Consider the following 17866-nt stretch of genomic DNA (forward strand, 5'->3'; position numbering starts at 1 on the left):
AATTTGAGTAAAAAATATTAGGCTGCAATGCAGATACATAATTTTAGCTTATGTTTGCTCCGCACTGTCACATGGCGGTGGTTAACATAAAATACTGTTTTGGTTGCAATGCTGAGCATCAACGACATTAAAAAACCTATTGCTGCTGATATTGATGCGTTTGAGGAGAAATTCAGGAACTCAATGAAAAGTTCCGTTCCGCTGCTTGATCGCATCACGCATTATATTGTAAAGCGTAAAGGCAAGCAGATCCGTCCTATGTTCGTATTCTTTTCGGCCAGTATTTGCGGGGGCATCAATGAGGCTACGCACCGCGGGGCGGCACTGGTTGAGCTGTTGCATACAGCATCTCTTGTGCACGATGATGTGGTTGATAACTCTTATCAGCGCCGCGGGTTTTTCTCTATCAATGCTTTATGGAAAAATAAGATAGCCGTTTTGGTGGGTGATTACCTGCTTTCAAAAGGCTTGCTGCTTTCTATCGATAACAACGATTTTCAATTATTGCGTATTGTTTCAGATGCTGTTAAGCAAATGAGCGAGGGCGAACTGATGCAAATTGAAAAGGTGCGCCGCATGGATATTGGTGAACCTGTTTATTATGAAGTGATCAGGCAGAAAACCGCTTCGCTTATTGCATCCTGCTGTGCCTGCGGTGCTGCGTCGGCAGGGGCCAGTGACGAGGTGATTGAAAAAATGCGCCTCTTTGGCGAGAAGATAGGCATCGCGTTCCAGATCAAGGATGATATGTTTGATTTCGGCACTGATGATGTGGGTAAGCCGTTAGGTATCGATATCAAAGAAAAAAGTCACCTTGCCGCTTATTTACGCCCTGGCCAATTGCAGCAGTTCAGAAAAAAGAGGGTGATCAACCTGGTGAAGAACCATAATGAAGACCCTAAAAAAATTGCTGAGATCATCAAATTTGTGAAGGATATCGGTGGCTTACAATACGCCGAAACCCAGATGAAAAAGTACCAGGAGGAGGCTTTCGAAATCCTGAACACTTTCCCCGACAGTGATTCGCACCGCGGGCTGGAGCAACTGGTTAGGTTTACTACCGAACGGGACAAATAATCAATTTTATTGCTGCGTATAAATAACTGGTTTTTTAAAGATGCACTCCCTATCTTTATCACAGCCGGTTTTTACACTTATGACAGCAACAATTCCTACACTGTTTGAATGGGCGGGTGGTACACCTGCTTTTGAACTGCTTTTCAACAAGTTTTATGATAAGGTTTTGGCCGATGAGCTGCTGGAACCCGTATTTAAGCATATGTCGCCCCTGCACCGGATGCATGTGGCGCATTTTGTAAGTGAAGTTTTTGGCGGCCCAAAAACCTATAGCGAAACTGAAGGCAGCCATTATGCCATGATCAATAAACATTTGCAAAAGCATTTAACCGAAGCGCACCGCAAGCGCTGGATTGAACTGTTGCTGCAAACTGCTGATGAACTTTCACTGCCCGATGATCCGGAATTTCGCTCAGCTTTTATGGCTTACCTTGAGTGGGGTACGCGGATAGCAGTGCTGAACTCCCAAACAGATAATACTACAGAAAGCCCGGATACGCCTATGCCGAAATGGGGCTGGGGCGTGCCGGGGGACCATACATTCCCTGAAATAATAAAACACGTATGTAAAATGACCGGTGTTCAAGGGCAGCACATCATAATTACTGCTCTTTTGGCGTTTATGTTCGGGTAAACTTATTAACTTCGTAAATGCAGTCCATACAATCCCTCTTCCCCAAAATAGGTTTCTTCTCTATTCTTGATGTATTGCTGGTGGCTTTGATCATTTACCAGTTGTATAATCTTATCAGGGGAACCATTGCAGCTAATATCTTTATTGGGTTTGCAGTGATCTTTGCCCTCAATTTTGTGGTGAAGGCTTTGGATATGAAGCTGCTTACCATTATCCTGGGCAAATTTGTTGATGTGGGGATCATTGCCATTATCGTGGTTTTTCAACAGGAAGTAAGGCGATTTCTATTATTGGTAGGTAAAAATGCTTCACTCCAACGCAATAAAGCCTGGTGGCAATATTTCTTCGGAAAATCAGAAGTGGAGAAAAATAATTACGCCAGGATCAAGCCAATAATTGATGCCTGCAAAAGCCTGAAGCAAACCCGCACAGGGGCGCTCATTGTTTTCGCCAAGTATTATGACGAGACAGTTTTATCAAAACAGTTGCGAGGTGGTGGAGGCCAAAATTTCAAAGCGATTGTTGGAAAGTATTTTTCAGAAAACCAGTCCGCTGCATGATGGTGCGGTGGTGATTTCGGAGAATAAGATTAAATCGGCAAGTTGTATTTTGCCGCTTACCGAAAAAACTGATCTGCCGGCGCAGTTCGGCCTGCGCCACAGGGCAGGGATTGGTGTTACAGAGGCAAATGAGGCCACGGCGATCATTGTATCTGAAGAAACCGGTGAGATCTCGTATGCCAAACAAGGCCGGATTAAAATGAATATCAGCTTCGCAGAGCTGGAAAAAGTTTTAAATAAGGATTTTTAATCGGATAAAAATAAGACAGGATGCGCCTTTAACTGGCGCAAGTATTGTGTGGTTGCAAGAGCGGGGCGTACTTGTGCCCTCTAAGCTAATAAAGGATTGCTATATTGTGAATCAAAATAATCAGTGTTAAATTAACAATGCCACTGCAACCCTCCATCGATAAAATAACAGAAATCTCCCGGGTCCTGCTTTCGATAGCAGGGCGTTATCTGGTATTTGCCGGCGCATTATACTTGTTTTTTTACGTGTGGAGAAGACGAACATATTGGTATTCAAAAATTCAGCAACGCTATCCCGAAAGCAAACATATCCTTCGCGAAATCGTTTATTCGTTTTTTACTATACTGATATTTGGTGCGGTGATCCTGTTGGTGATCTACGCCAGTAAGCAGCATTTAACAGGGATCTATCCAAACATCAGCGATAAAGGATATCCTTATTATTTTTTGAGTATAGGGCTGATGATCCTGATGCACGACACCTACTTTTACTGGACACACAGGGTTATGCACTGGAAGCCTTTGTTTAAGCTGATGCACAAAACGCATCATTTGTCAACTAATCCGACACCATTTGCCGCTTATGCTTTCCATCCGCTGGAGGCCGTAGTGGAGATTGGTATTGTACCACTCATCGCCTTTACTATTCCCTATCACGGCACTGCGCTCACTATATTTTCTTTGTATTCGTTGCTATTAAACGTGACCGGTCATCTGGGCTATGAACTTTTTCCCCAGGGGTTTACTACGCATAAACTGTTTAAATGGCACAATACTTCAACGCATCATAATATGCACCACCGATTAATTAAATGCAATTATGGTTTATATTTCAACATATGGGACAGGCTGATGGGCACTAATCACCCCGATTATGAAAAGAGCTTTGAACAGGTGGTTGAAAAGCGCGAAAAAGTGAAGTGTAAAGGAGACCCGGGACTATTGTCAGACGAACTGGCTACGGAGTAACTTTTTCCTTTTTTACCCCGGCAGTATCCGGATTAACAACATCTATTCTTTTAATGAGCATATGGTATTTTATCCCGGGTTCGTCAGTTTTAACAACGGGCATATTGTCGTTCGGGTAATTTTTAACAACAGGCATCCGGCTGTAAACGGTCACATTATCAACAAGTTCACGGGTATTTAGCAATGTCCTGTTATCATTTAAAAGTCCGTTTTTCGGAAGTACCGGCATTAGTTTAGACAAGTTGCTGTCAACCTTTAATGGTTTCAAATTAAAAAGTTTATCGACAGCGTCATTGTTTTTAGGTGTCTTATTGAGGTTTTGTGCTTTAAGCTGGCCTGCACAGGCTATGATAGCAGCAAGGATTAAGGTTTTTTTCATGGCGATACTATTTTATACTAATATACCTATCAATTAATAATATTTAAATGTTAAATAATGTTATTAAATGTTAAATGCTTTTGAATTGAACCCAAATACCAAAGCCATAAACTGATAGATTTTATTACTTTTGTGGAAAATTTAAAAACCGATGAGCGAACTCATTAAAAAACAAGTGAACGATGCAAAGGCCTTGATGGAAAAGGCCATTGACCATGCAGATAGCGAATTAAATAAAATACGTGCAGGTAAGGCAAGCCCTTCATTACTTGACGATATCAGGGTTGATTACTATGGCACCCCAACACCATTAAGCCAGATAGGTAGTGTTAACACCCCTGATGCCCGTACCATTGTTGTTCAGCCCTGGGAAAAATCATTGTTAAACCCTATTGAAAAAGCTATTAAAGAAGCTAATTTAGGTGTTAACCCTCAAAACGACGGTATCATCATCCGTATCAATGTACCTCCGCTTACCGAAGAGCGCCGTCGTGATTTGGTTAAAAAAGCTAAAGCCGAGGCTGAGACCGGTAAGGTGGCTGTTCGTAACATCCGTAAAGATGCCAACGAAAAGATCAAAAAATTAAAATCAGAAGGTGTTTCTGAAGACGAAATAAAGACAGGCGAAGCTGAAGTTCAAAAACTTACTGATGCTTACATTGCTAAAGTTGATCAGCTTTCAGAAGCTAAAGAAAAAGATATCATGACGGTTTAATATTAACCTTGTGTCAAATTAAAAGGGAATGAGCTACTTAGCCATTCCCTTTTTTATGTTTGCTGTCGAAACATGAATGTATTAATCTCTTACTTAAAAAACACCGCTGGATAGTTGTATTTGCACTTTTCCTGGCGGCGATGAATATAGGCTTCTCCCTGCTCGACCCATGGATAACCGGGCGTATTGTTGACCGTGTTATCGAACAACGCAGTAAGCTACAATATGACGCATACCTTAATCAGGTGCTGATGCTGGTTGGCGCTGCTATTGGTGTTGCCATGGTATCGCGTATAGCTAAAAACTTCCAGGATTATTTTACCAATATCATTACCCAAAAGGTAGGTGCAGAGATGTATGCCGATGGTTTAAAGCACTCGCTTGAGTTGCCTTACCAGGTATTTGAAGACCAGCGGAGCGGCGAAACTTTAGGCATATTGCAAAAGGTGCGTTTAGATTGCGAAAAGTTTATTACCTCCTTTATCGGGATCCTTTTTGTGTCGCTCATCGGGATGGTATTTGTTATCGTTTACTCAGTGAGCGTAAGCTATAAAGTTACCCTGGTATATTTCGCCGCGATACCCATCATCACTTTTGTGAGTATGGCCATGAGCCGGAGAATTAAGAAAATCCAAAAGACAATTGTGGCCGAAACAACGGCGCTGGCAGGTTCAACAACCGAGTCGTTAAGGAATATCGAGCTTGTAAAAAGTTTGGGTTTGGCAAAACAGGAAATAGCAAGGTTGAATAATACCACTTACAAAATCCTCGATCTGGAACTGAAAAAAGTGAAGTATGTACGCAGCATGAGCTTTGTACAGGGCACTACAGTAAACTTTGTGCGCAGTGTGATGGTGGTGGTTCTGCTGATGCTCATTTTTAAAAGCACTATCTCTCCGGGCCAATATTTCAGCTTTTTATTTTACTCATTCTTTTTATTTAATCCTTTGCAGGAGTTAGGCAACGTAATCCTTTCCTGGCGTGAAGCTGAGGTTTCCCTTGGTAACTTCAACAGGATATTAAGCATTCCTATCGATAAAAAGCCAGAAAAACCGGTGCTGCTTGAAAAGGTAGAAACCCTCACTTTTAACGATGTTACCTTTAAGCATTTAACAGCCAATCGTAATGCCCTTAACCATATCAGCTTCGAAACTAATTCGGGCGAAACGATAGCGTTTGTTGGTCCGTCAGGTTCGGGTAAAACTACACTGGTTAAATTATTGGTTGGTTTATATCAGCCTTTGCAGGGAGATATTTTATACAACGGCACATTAAGTAAAGAAATAGACCTTGATCAGCTCCGTGAGAAAATTGGTTTTGTAACCCAGGATACACAACTGTTTTCAGGTACCATCCGCGAGAACCTGCAGTTCGTTCGCCCCGGAGCTACTGATGAAGAATGTATGGATGTGTTACAGCGTGCAGCCTGCCAAACCTTACTGGCCCGGGCCGATAAAGGTTTGAGCACTGTAATTGGTGAGGGCGGTGTAAAAGTATCGGGTGGTGAAAAACAGCGTCTTTCTATAGCGCGAGCTCTATTACGCAGACCGGATATCCTGGTATTTGACGAAGCAACATCATCCCTCGATTCTATCACCGAAGAGGAGATTACAGAAACCATCCGTAATGTATCCGAAAAGGAAAACCATATTACCATCCTGATCGCTCACCGTCTATCAACCATTATGCATGCTGATAGTATTTATGTGCTGGAAAAAGGCCGCATTATTGAAGGCGGTAAACATGCCGATCTGATAGCCCAAAAAGGTTTGTATTACGCCATGTGGCGTCAGCAGATTGGAGAGAAGGATACAGCAGATGCGCTGGATTAAGATATTCGAATATTTTATGTCATTGCGAGCGAAGCGCGGCAATCGCTTGCTATACAGGGCGACCTTGCTTCCATGCGATTGCTTCGTCGTCTCTCCTCGCAATGACATGTTTTAACTATACTTCCGGCGGTACAAGTATTACTGTAGTACTTGCTACTTCAGTAGTTGCCATGTGTTCAAACAAGTTCACCGCATTTTTTATGGCTGCTTCATGTTCATTCTCCGGTATCGCGTTAAGCACCTCTAAAAACTGTTTCCATTTTAAACCAAGCTGATCACCGTAAACCTGGTAATAGTGGTAGTTTAAATTGTAAGGCAATAGCTGTTCATTAGTTTTCAGGCGTTTCGCTATCACATTGCCGCCAAGCGTTGAGCCTTCCAGTACATACATTGCCCCGAGGATTGCTGCATCACTGCTTAAGTCAATATATTCAGGAGCCTCCGCAGAATTGTTGCTTACTGTCGAATTAATCTCTTCAAAATCGCGTAATAGAGCTGGCAGTTTTACCCTGTTTTCAATATCCAGTTTTCTACGTAGTTCATCACTAAGATGGGTAAATAAAAAATCTTCTACCGCCGCGTGAGTAGTGTAGTTAACCATTAATATATTATGATACTGCTCAAACGTAAGCGAGCCATCCATAATTTGCCCTACAAACATTTTTTGCTCAAGCTGATCATGCAGATATGCAGTAGCTTGTTTTATTTTTTCATGAAGCATAAAGTATGCGTTTTTCTACGCCGCTAAAATACCGTCAATACACTTATAAAGTTCGTCAAGTGCAAATGGTTTTGCGAGGTAAGATGTAGCATTAAGATTTTCAGCAAGCTGCATAATGTTGTCATGGCCTGAAAATAATACAAAAGGTATAGTTCTGTGGTCATCAACCTCATGGATCTCTTTGATTATTTCACGGGCCTGGCGCTGGCCAATATAGTTATCGAGTATGATCAAATCAGGAGAGAAGCGTTCAATTTGCGCTACAACCTCGTAGCCGTCGCGTTTTACTTCAACCTCATATTTATCGCATAATGCGATGCCCATAATATCGGCTATATCCCCATCATCCTCGATGACTAATATTTTTTTCAGCGTTTTAATTGACATTCAGATTTTTAGTGAACCAAAAATTATAAAGTGATTCAACGCAATTTACCAGGTTTAAATAGCCCGCAGGCTTGGTTAAATAAGCATTAGCGCCAAATTCAAGTGATGCTTTAACGTCTTTTGGATTGTCGGACGTTGAAAAGAATATCACCGGAACATATTTTAAAAACGATATTTCACGAATGCGTTTTACCAGGTCGAGCCCCGAAAGCCCGGGCAGGTTAAGGTCGAGCAGTATAAGTTTCGGTTTTACTCTTGCTTCGGTAAGCTGTTTTAACTGCTCAAGCGCATCCTTCCCATTATCAATGATCTTTACCGTAAGCCCGTCTTTCACTTCGCGTACGGCATGCTGCATTATAAATGCAAAATCTTCGTCATCTTCAACATAAAAAATATCAGGCGAACTCACAACTAACTAATTTTAAAAGATATATAAAAAACTGTGCCAAATCCTAATTTGCTCTCAAACCAAATTCGCGCTTTGTGTTTTTCAACAATGCGTTTTACAATGGCCAGGCCAACGCCTGTGCCCTCAAATTCGAGCGCGTTATCCATGCGTTTAAATAGTTCAAACACGCGGTTATAATAATTTACGTCGATACCAACACCATTGTCGGATACCGAATAAACGATCTCGTTGTTTCTAACTATCCCCTCAACTTTAACTTTTGATGGCGTTGATTTTGAAGAGTATTTAACAGCATTGTTAATCAGGTTGGTGAAAACCTGCGTTATCATTACACTGTCGCCGTCAATACCTGGGGTATCTCCAATGGTAAATTCAATGCTTTCGGGCTTAAGGGCCGATAGTACTTCCCTTTTAATTTCATTTAGTAACAGGCCCATATCAATTGGGGCGGCCTCTATGTCAGTACGGCCCACGCGCGAATAATGCAGGATCTCTTTAATGAGCATGTGCATTTTATCGGTGCCCTTGACGATCCTTTCGAGCATTTTTTTTGCCGAATCATCCAGGCTTTTATTACTGGCCAGCAATAGCTCCGAGTAATTTTTTATTGATGATAGCGGGGTGCGCAGATCATGCGATATGGTATAGCTGAAGGTATCCAGCTCATCATAGGCCAATTGCAAACGTTCGTTCAGGATCCTGATTTCGTTGGCTTTGCGGTTGATGGCATAAATAACATCTTCACGAACCTTTAAAACCGCGGCGATCTCATCATGCTTCCACTTTTCGGATGTGTTTTTAACAATTTGTGTCCAGCTGTCAAACGATTTTCGTGGCGAGAGCTGCAACAGGCCGTCGGCAGTTTCTTCAACAGGCTTTTCCGGATTGCCCGCCCAGTTGATAGCTTTTACCTGCTCGGGTTTAAACCAAATGATCATCTCCCCAAGCTCGCGCGATAGGCTGCAAGATAAAATACCGCTGGCAACATCGCTGTAATTTTTGGCCGCCAGATATATTTCCGGGAAACGGTAAGTGCTGTAAATGGTATCAACCATATTTACCTTAAGCCAATCAACTATCTCGGCTATTTGTTCTTCGGTGGGTGTCTGGCCAATGGTAGTTATCTCTCCATCGTACACCAGCGCCACACCCGTAGCCGTGGTAACATCTTTGATAGTAACTTTATTGCGGGTTAAGGCGAAAGTAAAATCAGTGTCCTTTTTGATATAATCGGCAATGGTATTGGCAGCTTCGCCCAGTTCATGAAGTTTTGCCAATTCTTCCTCATCCTGGCGGTACTCTAATGCTGATGAAAGGATCTGACCGATCAGTTTCGATGCATCACGCGATTTATAGTCGATAAACCTTGGCGAATAATTATGGCAGGCGATAAGTCCCCAAAGTTCGCCATGGGCAATAAGCGAGATACTGAAGCTAGAGTCGACGCCCATATTTTTTAAATATTGGATATGGATAGGCGACACAGCCCTCAATACCGAATGGGTAAGGTCAAGCGGTGCGGCTCCCTCCTCATAGGTAATAATAGCCGAGCTTTCTGAATTTACATCGGCTATAATACGGGTAAGATTGATCTTATAAAGCTCGCGGGCTTGCTTAGGAATATCCGAAGCCGGGTAATGCAGGCCTAAAAACGGCTCCAGGTCATCGTTCTTCACTTCGGCGGTTACTTCGCCGTGACCATCCTCGTTAAATTTATAGATCATTACCCGGTCATAATTGATGATCTTTTTTATTTCAGAAGCAGCCTTTTGCAGTAGAAGGGATAAGCTTTTACCACTCAGGATCTCGGCTACCGAACGGCCTATAGTTTTTTGAATGTCACCACCCAGATCTGATTCGGTTGGCTCAAACTCCAGTACCAGATCATTTACCGAGTGACTGATGATAAGATTGTAATTAGTTCCCTTTACATCAATAGCCAGCGGATTGATGGTGTCTGAACTTTTTGCACCCTTAGCCAACTTTAACAACTGCTGCAATGACGCGGTATCATTTGCTATGGCTAATTGTTCTTCCAGTTCGCTAATATTTTTGCCTAAGAGTCCGATTGCGTTGATACCGGTATAGCTTTCAACGTTTTGACTGATGTAGGAAATATTGTAAGATTTGCTGTTTACAGCGATCAAGAAACCGTGCGATTGGATCTTTCCCGGGATATGTATTGGTTCTCTGTCGCAATTGGTCAGGTCTACCTGGTAGCTCATAGTTTTTTGATAGGATGAATGACCGCGTAAAATACAAAAAATACACTTTTATGAAATATATTTTTTAAATAGGTAAGTTGTAAGGATTGAGAGGAAAGGTGATTGTTAATAAAACTATATCATTAAGCCCATGCCTGGTATTATCACAGTACCGTGTTAATTAGGGAAGTGGTGCGATGGAAATACCGACCACGAGCAAATGTGGGGAGAAGGTACTTTCCGAATAAATAAAACATACCCCTAAATATTTTTATTCTCAATCATCCTGAAAAACTCATCGCGATAGGTGTCGCCTACAGGGATGATCTTGTCGCCGATCTGGATGCGGCTCCGTTCAATACTGTCTATTTTATTGAGAGCTACAATGTATGATTTATGTACACGTACAAAATGTTTTTCGGGCAAGGCATCTTCCATTTTTTTCATGCCCTGCAGGGTAATAATCCGCTCGGCAGAGGTAAAAATGCTTATATAATCCTTTAAACCCTCAATAAACATAATATCATGCAGGTATACCTTTTGAATCTTATGTTCGGTTTTTACAAAGATAAAATCGGTTGAAAAATCATCCTGCTGCACGGGTTCGGCCTGCATCACTACCTGTGGTTTGGCTGCAACAGGCTGGATAATGCTTTGTGCTTTTTGTACCGATTTAAAAAAGCGATCAAATGCGATTGGCTTTAACAGGTAATCAACCACATCAAGTTCGTAACCTTCAAGCGCGTACTGCGGGTAGGCTGTAGTTAAAATAACCTTGGCTTTACCGTTAGCAATTTTCAAAAACTGGATGCCGGTAAGCTCGGGCATCTGAACATCTAAAAATACAAGATCGGCTTCGGCGGCCTGTACCATGGTAAGCGCCTCGATGGGGTTAGTTGTGGCTTTAACCAATTGCAAAAAAGGCATCTTGGAAATATAGTCTTCCAAAATATGCAGCGCCAAAGGCTCATCGTCAACTACCAAACATCTGATCATAGCGTAAAAATAATGTAATAATGGTTATTCTAAATTTTTTAATATGCTGTTTTGTTATAACGGCGTCAATTCAACAGATTTATACCAGATTTCGGCCCCTTCAGATTGCAAAAGGATGCGACCGTGCGATAATGAGGCTATTCCCCAGTTTACCAAATGTCCGTTAACATAATGTTCAATCTGGTTGCCATTGCAAATGATTTCGATGATGTTCCATTCGCCGCGCGGATTTTCAAAATTGGCGGTGCGGTAAACACGCTGCTGGTCCCACTCAATGGCCGATTTATTGGGCGTAACCACATTAGTATGTTGTACGCACCAAATATCGCCGCAATCACCCTCCTGAATCTGGCATTCTATCGATCTTGGCCATACAATATCTTTATCACCCTCCCCAAAATGATATAAAACACCTGCATCGCGTACGCCCTTTTCGCGCGGGTGATATTGTTTGCTCCCCCATTTAAATACTACTTTCAGGTAATAATTATCGTACGATTTTTTGGTGGCCATATAACCGAAATACTTGCCCATTACATGCACCATACCATTTTCAATGGCAAAGTTGTTATGTACATCATTATCCTTGCCTAAAGTATCCAGGTAGGTATACCAATCCTTTTTATCCTTGCCGTTTAACAATTTTTGAACCCCAATCTCCCTGATCCAGATATTGCGGAACGATACCGGAAACTCATGCTCCTGCAGCAACAGGGGTAAGGCGAAGGCGTGTTTTTGATATTTGGGCTGACCAACATGCGCCACTGTTCCTTTTATAGCTACATGGTTTTGTATCAGTATGCCATTGTGTAATACGGTAATGTAAGCCGGTGATTTAACCGAGCTGTCGATATTGAAGCGCGGGGCAGTATAAATGATATCATACTTTTGCCACTGGCCCGGTTTAAGCGAGGCATTTACCAGCGGCAGGTATTGTTTATAAACAGAACCGGCCTGCCCGTTTGAGTAGGTACGGTTTTTATAACTGTCGAGGATCTGCAGTTCGTAGCGGCTTTGCATAATTACGCCGCTGTTGCCACGTTCCTGGCCGTTGCCTTTAACAATGGCAGGGGTGCGCCACTCGATATGCAGCTGGCAATCGGCAAAGTTTTGTTTGGTGATGATAGAGCCGCTGCCCGGCTTAACGGTTACAATACCATCTTTTACTATCCAGCCCGGTTTGTTGCCTTTCTGATCTGTCCATTTGTCCAAATTTTTGCCATCAAACAAAATGATAGCATCGGATGGCGGCTTGTTACCGGCGCCCGGTAAAACTACTTCAGGCTCAGGGTCCCAAACTTCGGTTGCCTTAGGGTCGGTTTGTGCACATGCGGTAATGGCCGATGCTGCAAGAAACAGGGCTAGGAGCAATTTTTTCAAACAGGTCATGGTTATAATAGGTTATAACTATAAATCTATTGATAATTCGCAGGTGTAGGTATATTCTTCATCCCTTATTTTTAAAGAGTACCTGTTGGGGTAAAGCAGGTTGAGCCGGCGCTGCACGTTTATCAAACCAATTCCACCTACAGCATCACGGTTATTGTTATGTTTTTTGTTTTGGATGTAAAAATGCAGTTTACCATCCGCTACGTTAATAAGTAGCTTTATAGGGGAGTTGATATCATTTGCAACGCCATGCTTAAAAGCGTTTTCGATAAAAGCGATCAGTAACAGAGGTTCTATTTTTTGATCGGTGATATTGCCATCTACCTTAAAATCAATAAATGCCTTGCTGCCAAAGCGGATCTTTTGCAGATCGATGTAGTTTTGCAGGTACTGGAGTTCTTTACTCAGGTCAACTTTGTTTTCGTTACATTCATAGAGCATGTAACGCATAATTTCCGACAGCTTTAAGATAGCTTCGGGCGTAGTTTCCGAACGCTGATAGGCCAGTGAATAAATACTGTTTAAGGAGTTGAATAAAAAATGCGGGTTGATCTGCGATTTTAGAAAAGCCAGCTCGGCAATAAGGCGCTGATTTTCAAGGTCGCGCTGAATGCGTTCGTTCAGGAACCAGTCTGTACTGAACTTTAGCGCTGTGCTCAGGAAAACAAATATCAGACTGGTAAAAATACTGCTGTAAAAATAGGTGGCAAAACTGGTTACATGCCCTTTTTGATGTACTAACACAATATCCTTAAATATTAACCCTACTCCATATTTACCTATGCCATATATTATTATGCTTACCAGTACAGCTGTGGCATATTGCCAATACCGTTTTTTATTAAGGAAATTAGGTATAAAAACCAGGTAGTTAAGATAAAATAAGCTGATATTAATAGTAGGATAAAGCAAAAAGATCACCAGTAGCTCTTTGGTACTGAGCTGCGCGTCGTTTAGCCTTGCCAAAAAAACAAAAAAGGATATAATGCCCGTCCAAAAAAACAGGTGCCAAAAAATTATCCAGGCGGTTTTTATTCCGGTTCTGGATTTCGGTAATGGTAATGAAGCCTCCATTCGCTGTTTTTAAATCCCTTTTATGTTTACGGGTGTGGCATCTAATTTAATATTTTGATAATGATATCGGCCTGTTATTTATATATAGCCGCTCATTTTTTCGATGAACTGGCTTTTATTATCGATGAACTGGTTAAAAGGTGCAGAAAAGCGTTCATCTATAAACAAAGTGTGTTGGTCTAAATCATTTTAGCAGGTTATTTTTTTAATATTCCTTTGTTGTATAAAATCAACACTCACAATGAAAACGCTTATCAAAAATTCAAATCCTTTTATCATGTTATTGATCCCGGTAATGTTTGCCCTTATTTTGGGTGTAAGTTACCAGTTCGAGCAAAAAAAGGAAACAGCAATAATTGGCCGCACAGCAGTACATGCTACCTCATTGTTTCACAAAGGTTTTGTAATGGTTAAAACTGTTTGCTCAATAGCAAAAAACAATAACATATGGTAATTACTACCGAAGGCCTTTCCTTCACCTTTGGTAAGCAGCAGGTAGTTAAATCACTCGCGCTGCAAGTTCCAGAAGGAAGTATATATGGTTTTCTCGGTCCCAACGGTGCCGGGAAAACCACTACTATCAAACTCCTGCTTAACCTGCTAAAACCCGATGCAGGTAACATTCACATTTTTGAGCAGGATATCAAAACAAGCCGCATCAGCATACTTTCGCAAATAGGTTCGCTTATTGAGCAGCCTGCTTTATACCAGCACTTAACCGGGAGGGAAAATTTATTGAACAGGGCCTTATTATTGCAGGCGCCTGCTCAGCGCGTAGAAGATATGCTCGACCTGGTACAGCTAACTGCCGCCGCCAATAAAAAAGCGGGGCAATATTCATTAGGGATGAAGCAGCGCCTGGGTATTGCGCTGGCCCTGCTGGCCGATCCTAAATTGTTGATTTTAGATGAGCCTACCAACGGCCTCGACCCAAACGGTATCATCGAGATCCGCGAGCTGTTGAAAAAGCTTGTGTCCAAACATGGTAAAACTGTTTTTATATCAAGCCATTTGCTTGGCGAGATTGAACGGATGGCCACGCATGTGGGGATTATAAATAATGGCGTAATGCTTTTTCAGGGCAGTATTGCCGACCTGCAGGCCATCAGCAAACCACTGGTGCGCGTTGATGCCGAAAATACCGTTGACGCCGCCAACCTGTTAACCCGCCACCATATTAACGTTACCGAAGTAACCGACGAGCATTTACTGGTACCCTACATCTCCAAACAACAAATGGGCGAGATCAACGCCCTGCTTAATAAAAACGGGCAAATGGTTTACAGCATCAGTAAACAGCAAAAAGACCTGGAAAAACTATTTTTAGATATCACCCAAAGAGCCTAAGCCATGAAAGGATTTATACTGTCATTCCGTTCGGAGTTTTACAAAAGCCGTAAAACACTTGGCTTTTGGGCTTCGGTAATGCTTCCTTTATTTATAGGTGTTTTGTTGTTCGTAGGGTTTTATACCAAAAGTGAAAAGTTGGTGTCAATGCCGCCGATGATGCTTTGGCTACAGTTTGCTGGTGCTATTTTGGGTATCATGGGCTCATTGGTGCTGCCAATGTATATCATATTTATAGCATACTCCGTAAACAGTATCGAACACCGGGCCGATACCTGGAAAACCTTGTTTAATCTGCCAATCCCCGCTGGTCGGTTTATGCGGCTAAATTTTTTTATGCGGTTTTCCTTGTATTTGTTTGCCTTGCGTTGTTTGTGCTGTTTACCATTGGTTTCGGCAATTTGTTAAGCATAGTAAAACCAGAGTTACGGTTCGACGATTTCCACATGGAGAAAGAACTGGCACAGATCTATTTCAAACTGTTTTTATCATCATTAGGTATCCTTTCCATTCAGTTTTTACTCAGTTTATTTTGGGCAGATTTTTTAAAGCCGATGGGGATTGGTTTTATATGTACTATAGCCGGCGTTGTGGCGGCTTCAAAAGGCTGGGAGTATAGCTACCTGTTTCCATATGCACACCCAATGGCAGCTATCAGTAGCATGCTGAAAAACAATCATGGCGATCCATCCAACCGGTTACAAATAGATGTTTTTACTAAAGATGTATTTGTAAGTATGGCTATAGCAGTTGTTGTATTTGTGGCAGGATATTTTATTGTGCAGCGTAAGAGCGTGAAGTAGATTATTTGTTATGTTTACTCAAGTCATCAATGATCTCAGCAATTTCGCGATTAACCGAATCTATGGACGGAAGCCTAACTGTCGTGCTGTCCTGTAACCTCTTATATAATAAATTATAACTATTGATGCGTAGCTGGCAGTACTTTTTAAGCATATTGTCGCGAACCTTATAAGGTTCGGGAAGGTCGAGTGAATCAGCAGAGTTGATAACCTGGATATTTTCATTCCAATAGTATATACCCCTATCCTTCAGTTCGGACATTAAAACATCTTTAGCCGTATTTTTTGGCATTTGCATTACCTCTAATGCCATTGACTCCTTAACGGCAAAATCCTTCATCTTTTTCTGGTACATCGCAAATGGATTAGGTGTTTGATAGTAGGTAACGGTACAGCATAGTAGTGTTAAAACGGCAATGGACATTACAGAGAGAACTTCTAATCCTGTATTATCCGGTTTGCTAAGACTTGGATAGTAAAGGTATCCTATAATGAATCCGCTTACCAGTCCACCAACGTGAGCCGCGTTGTCAATCCCTTCTTTAGTACCATATAATAAATTAAAAGCGACAAAAAAGCCTATGCTGACCAAAAGTTGCTTTCGTACGTTTTTTTCGATAATATTTGTTGTGAGCATGGAAAGAAATACACCATACATGCCAAATATAGCCCCGGATGCACCTGCACTAACAATAAACCCATGCGTTGTAACACTAACTATGCTGGCAGATAAACCTGTCAATAAATAGGCAGCTGCAAATTTTAGTTTGCCAAGCCAGGGTTCAAGTAGCATACCTATATACATCAGGGCATACATGTTTAAAAGCAAGTGCATGATGCCGATATGAAGAAAAATTGCCGTTATTAGTCTCCAATATTGATTATCTAAAGTGAGTGGCCCAAAGTTTGCTCCCCAGCTAATGAGGTCGCTTACTGTAGGTTCGAACGTCGATACACCACGAATAACCATAATAATAAAAATCGCGATGTTAACATTTATAATTATTGGTGTTATGAAGTATTCAGGCCGTGGTATAAAGAAACTAAGGAATCCCAGTAACTTTTCTTTTGGGGTTGGTGGAGGGGCGTTTAAGATATCTTCTTCTTCAGATTCAAATATGGGAGTGAGTTCGACCAATTTTTCCTCGATAAATTCGCTGTTCAGAGATGTTTTAAGCTGATCATATTTTTCGATGAAAGTATTTACATTCTCTTCGTTCATTTCCGACCAATCAGTAATTTTTCCGTCGGCGTTTTTACTTATCAGCAAAATATCAGACTGATTAATAACAAGCCTGAACTCCTGCATGGGTGAAAAAAGGCCTCCGCCTATAATTGTTATAAGCCCATTTTTTCCGGTATAAATTATTCTCCAATCCAGTTGCCGGGCGGTTTCGAGTGCAATTACCAGGATATGTTTTGGGTCGGCGTTGTTTGTATCAATTTGTTTCTTAAATGAAGGGGTAAAGCTAAATGCCATAAGGTTAGGACTTTTTTAGCTATAAAGATGACAATAAATCTCTTATTAGTCAAAAAAACATTGTCGCATATCAATGATCGGATTAGTTAGGTTGAGCCTGTTGTTTTGATCGGATTACGAGCCCTTTTTAGATTCCCCAAAATAAATGGTTACAAGCAGCAGCATGAAAATCATCAGCGATTTTAAATCAGCTAAAAATTTATTGAAGATTTGAAGCTTGTGATATAATCGGAATAATGTTCGGCGTAAAAAATAAAAGCTGCTAAAGCGTATGCAAACAATCCCCAAACTATAGTTGCAATGATCGATGTCCGCACCTTTTTAATCCACATCATTTGCGGAAGCAAGAAATAAATAAAAGCTTGCATAGCAAATGCAAACCAATACGGGCCAAGTATGCGGTTATTTACCCTAATCTGTTCATAGTTGTTTGTGAATAATACGTTGCAAATATTTCCGAAACAAAGAATATCAGATTGATTGTTGCAGCTATAGGCAGCAATAAGTTTGTTGAGATGATCAGCGTTTTAATATCTATTTTCTTGTGAAAAAGGCTTGTGAATTTCAACAGGAAAAGCAAAGGAATAAAAAGCCCTAAGCCCATGAAAATTGCATCGATGAATGACGAAATATTTGACATG

At 41.4% G+C, this 17866-nt stretch carries 18 protein-coding genes and 1 pseudogene; 10 read left to right on the forward strand and 9 right to left on the reverse strand.

Annotated features, from left to right (window positions below; all coding sequences use genetic code 11):
- Positions 1 to 108: 108 nt before the first annotated feature.
- The 4 genes and pseudogenes from ACRQ5D_RS12005 (at position 109) to ACRQ5D_RS12020 (ending at position 3489) form a co-directional block, all read left to right on the forward strand.
- Positions 109 to 1077 (forward strand): polyprenyl synthetase family protein, encoded by a 969-nt coding sequence (locus ACRQ5D_RS12005; RefSeq protein ID WP_431199705.1) that lies wholly within the window; start codon positions 109 to 111, stop codon positions 1075 to 1077.
- A 79-nt stretch (positions 1078 to 1156) separates the two neighbouring features.
- Complete coding sequence (locus ACRQ5D_RS12010) at positions 1157 to 1711, forward strand: group II truncated hemoglobin (RefSeq protein WP_432329054.1); 555 nt, start codon at positions 1157 to 1159, stop codon at positions 1709 to 1711.
- 17 nt (positions 1712 to 1728) lie between these two features.
- Positions 1729 to 2521 (forward strand): annotated as a pseudogene (gene cdaA, locus ACRQ5D_RS12015) (diadenylate cyclase CdaA).
- Positions 2522 to 2658: 137 nt separating this feature from the next.
- Positions 2659 to 3489 (forward strand): sterol desaturase family protein, encoded by an 831-nt coding sequence (locus ACRQ5D_RS12020; RefSeq protein ID WP_091175528.1) that lies wholly within the window; start codon positions 2659 to 2661, stop codon positions 3487 to 3489.
- On the opposite strand, the gene ACRQ5D_RS12025 is transcribed toward ACRQ5D_RS12020, so the two are convergent.
- On the reverse strand, positions 3479 to 3868 hold the full coding sequence (locus ACRQ5D_RS12025; protein ID WP_091175526.1) for a hypothetical protein: 390 nt from the start codon (positions 3866 to 3868) through the stop codon (positions 3479 to 3481). The two genes, ACRQ5D_RS12020 and ACRQ5D_RS12025, sit on opposite strands and share 11 nt — an antisense overlap.
- Positions 3869 to 4019: 151 nt before the next feature.
- On the opposite strand from ACRQ5D_RS12025, the gene frr reads away from it, so the two are divergent.
- Positions 4020 to 4583 carry a ribosome recycling factor gene (gene frr, locus ACRQ5D_RS12030; protein ID WP_090530830.1) on the forward strand — a complete coding sequence of 188 codons (564 nt, stop codon included), beginning with the start codon at positions 4020 to 4022 and terminating at the stop codon, positions 4581 to 4583.
- Between the two features lie 59 nt (positions 4584 to 4642).
- Positions 4643 to 6415, forward strand: coding sequence for an ABC transporter ATP-binding protein (locus tag ACRQ5D_RS12035; RefSeq protein ID WP_432329057.1), 1773 nt, complete (start codon positions 4643 to 4645; stop codon positions 6413 to 6415).
- A 115-nt stretch (positions 6416 to 6530) separates the two neighbouring features.
- Here the strand turns inward: ACRQ5D_RS12035 and ACRQ5D_RS12040 are convergent, their stop codons facing one another.
- From ACRQ5D_RS12040 to ACRQ5D_RS12070, 7 genes are all read right to left on the reverse strand, one after another.
- Positions 6531 to 7136, reverse strand: coding sequence for a biliverdin-producing heme oxygenase (locus ACRQ5D_RS12040; protein WP_091175519.1), 606 nt, complete (start codon positions 7134 to 7136; stop codon positions 6531 to 6533).
- A gap of 15 nt (positions 7137 to 7151) precedes the next feature.
- Positions 7152 to 7523, reverse strand: a complete 372-nt coding sequence (locus tag ACRQ5D_RS12045; protein WP_091175516.1) for a response regulator — start codon at positions 7521 to 7523, stop codon at positions 7152 to 7154.
- Complete coding sequence (locus tag ACRQ5D_RS12050; protein WP_091175513.1) at positions 7513 to 7932, reverse strand: response regulator; 420 nt, start codon at positions 7930 to 7932, stop codon at positions 7513 to 7515. Before ACRQ5D_RS12050 ends, ACRQ5D_RS12045 begins: the two co-directional genes overlap by 11 nt.
- Before the next feature lie 2 nt (positions 7933 to 7934).
- Positions 7935 to 10157, reverse strand: a complete 2223-nt coding sequence (locus ACRQ5D_RS12055) for an ATP-binding protein (RefSeq protein WP_091175510.1) — start codon at positions 10155 to 10157, stop codon at positions 7935 to 7937.
- A 240-nt stretch (positions 10158 to 10397) separates the two neighbouring features.
- Positions 10398 to 11132, reverse strand: a complete 735-nt coding sequence (locus tag ACRQ5D_RS12060; protein ID WP_090530824.1) for a LytR/AlgR family response regulator transcription factor — start codon at positions 11130 to 11132, stop codon at positions 10398 to 10400.
- A gap of 54 nt (positions 11133 to 11186) precedes the next feature.
- The gene (locus tag ACRQ5D_RS12065) at positions 11187 to 12512 is read right to left on the reverse strand and encodes a 3-keto-disaccharide hydrolase (protein WP_256337563.1); all 1326 of its coding nucleotides are present in this window, start codon (positions 12510 to 12512) and stop codon (positions 11187 to 11189) included.
- Between the two features lie 27 nt (positions 12513 to 12539).
- On the reverse strand, positions 12540 to 13487 hold the full coding sequence (locus ACRQ5D_RS12070; RefSeq protein WP_431199709.1) for a sensor histidine kinase: 948 nt from the start codon (positions 13485 to 13487) through the stop codon (positions 12540 to 12542).
- 349 nt (positions 13488 to 13836) lie between these two features.
- Here ACRQ5D_RS12070 and ACRQ5D_RS12075 point away from each other — a divergent pair, with 349 nt between their 5' ends.
- Genes ACRQ5D_RS12075 through ACRQ5D_RS12090 form a run of 4 tightly spaced genes read left to right on the forward strand, consistent with a single transcriptional unit; the run spans position 13837 to position 15745 of the window.
- Positions 13837 to 14049 (forward strand): hypothetical protein, encoded by a 213-nt coding sequence (locus tag ACRQ5D_RS12075; protein WP_090530816.1) that lies wholly within the window; start codon positions 13837 to 13839, stop codon positions 14047 to 14049.
- The gene (locus ACRQ5D_RS12080; RefSeq protein ID WP_091175504.1) at positions 14043 to 14942 is read left to right on the forward strand and encodes an ABC transporter ATP-binding protein; all 900 of its coding nucleotides are present in this window, start codon (positions 14043 to 14045) and stop codon (positions 14940 to 14942) included. Before ACRQ5D_RS12075 ends, ACRQ5D_RS12080 begins: the two co-directional genes overlap by 7 nt.
- Positions 14943 to 14945: 3 nt before the next feature.
- The gene (locus tag ACRQ5D_RS12085; RefSeq protein ID WP_432329061.1) at positions 14946 to 15350 is read left to right on the forward strand and encodes an ABC transporter permease; all 405 of its coding nucleotides are present in this window, start codon (positions 14946 to 14948) and stop codon (positions 15348 to 15350) included.
- A complete protein-coding gene (locus ACRQ5D_RS12090) occupies positions 15317 to 15745 on the forward strand; it encodes a hypothetical protein (RefSeq protein ID WP_432329062.1) in 429 nt (142 codons plus the stop codon). The genes ACRQ5D_RS12085 and ACRQ5D_RS12090 overlap by 34 nt, the downstream gene beginning before the upstream one ends.
- A 1-nt stretch (position 15746) precedes the next feature.
- Here the strand turns inward: ACRQ5D_RS12090 and ACRQ5D_RS12095 are convergent, their stop codons facing one another.
- Positions 15747 to 17225, reverse strand: a complete 1479-nt coding sequence (locus ACRQ5D_RS12095; RefSeq protein ID WP_091175498.1) for a rhomboid family intramembrane serine protease — start codon at positions 17223 to 17225, stop codon at positions 15747 to 15749.
- Positions 17226 to 17866: the final 641 nt, after the last annotated feature.

This window comes from Mucilaginibacter sp. P25, assembly GCF_050859465.1.
Lineage (GTDB): Bacteria > Bacteroidota > Bacteroidia > Sphingobacteriales > Sphingobacteriaceae > Mucilaginibacter > Mucilaginibacter gossypii.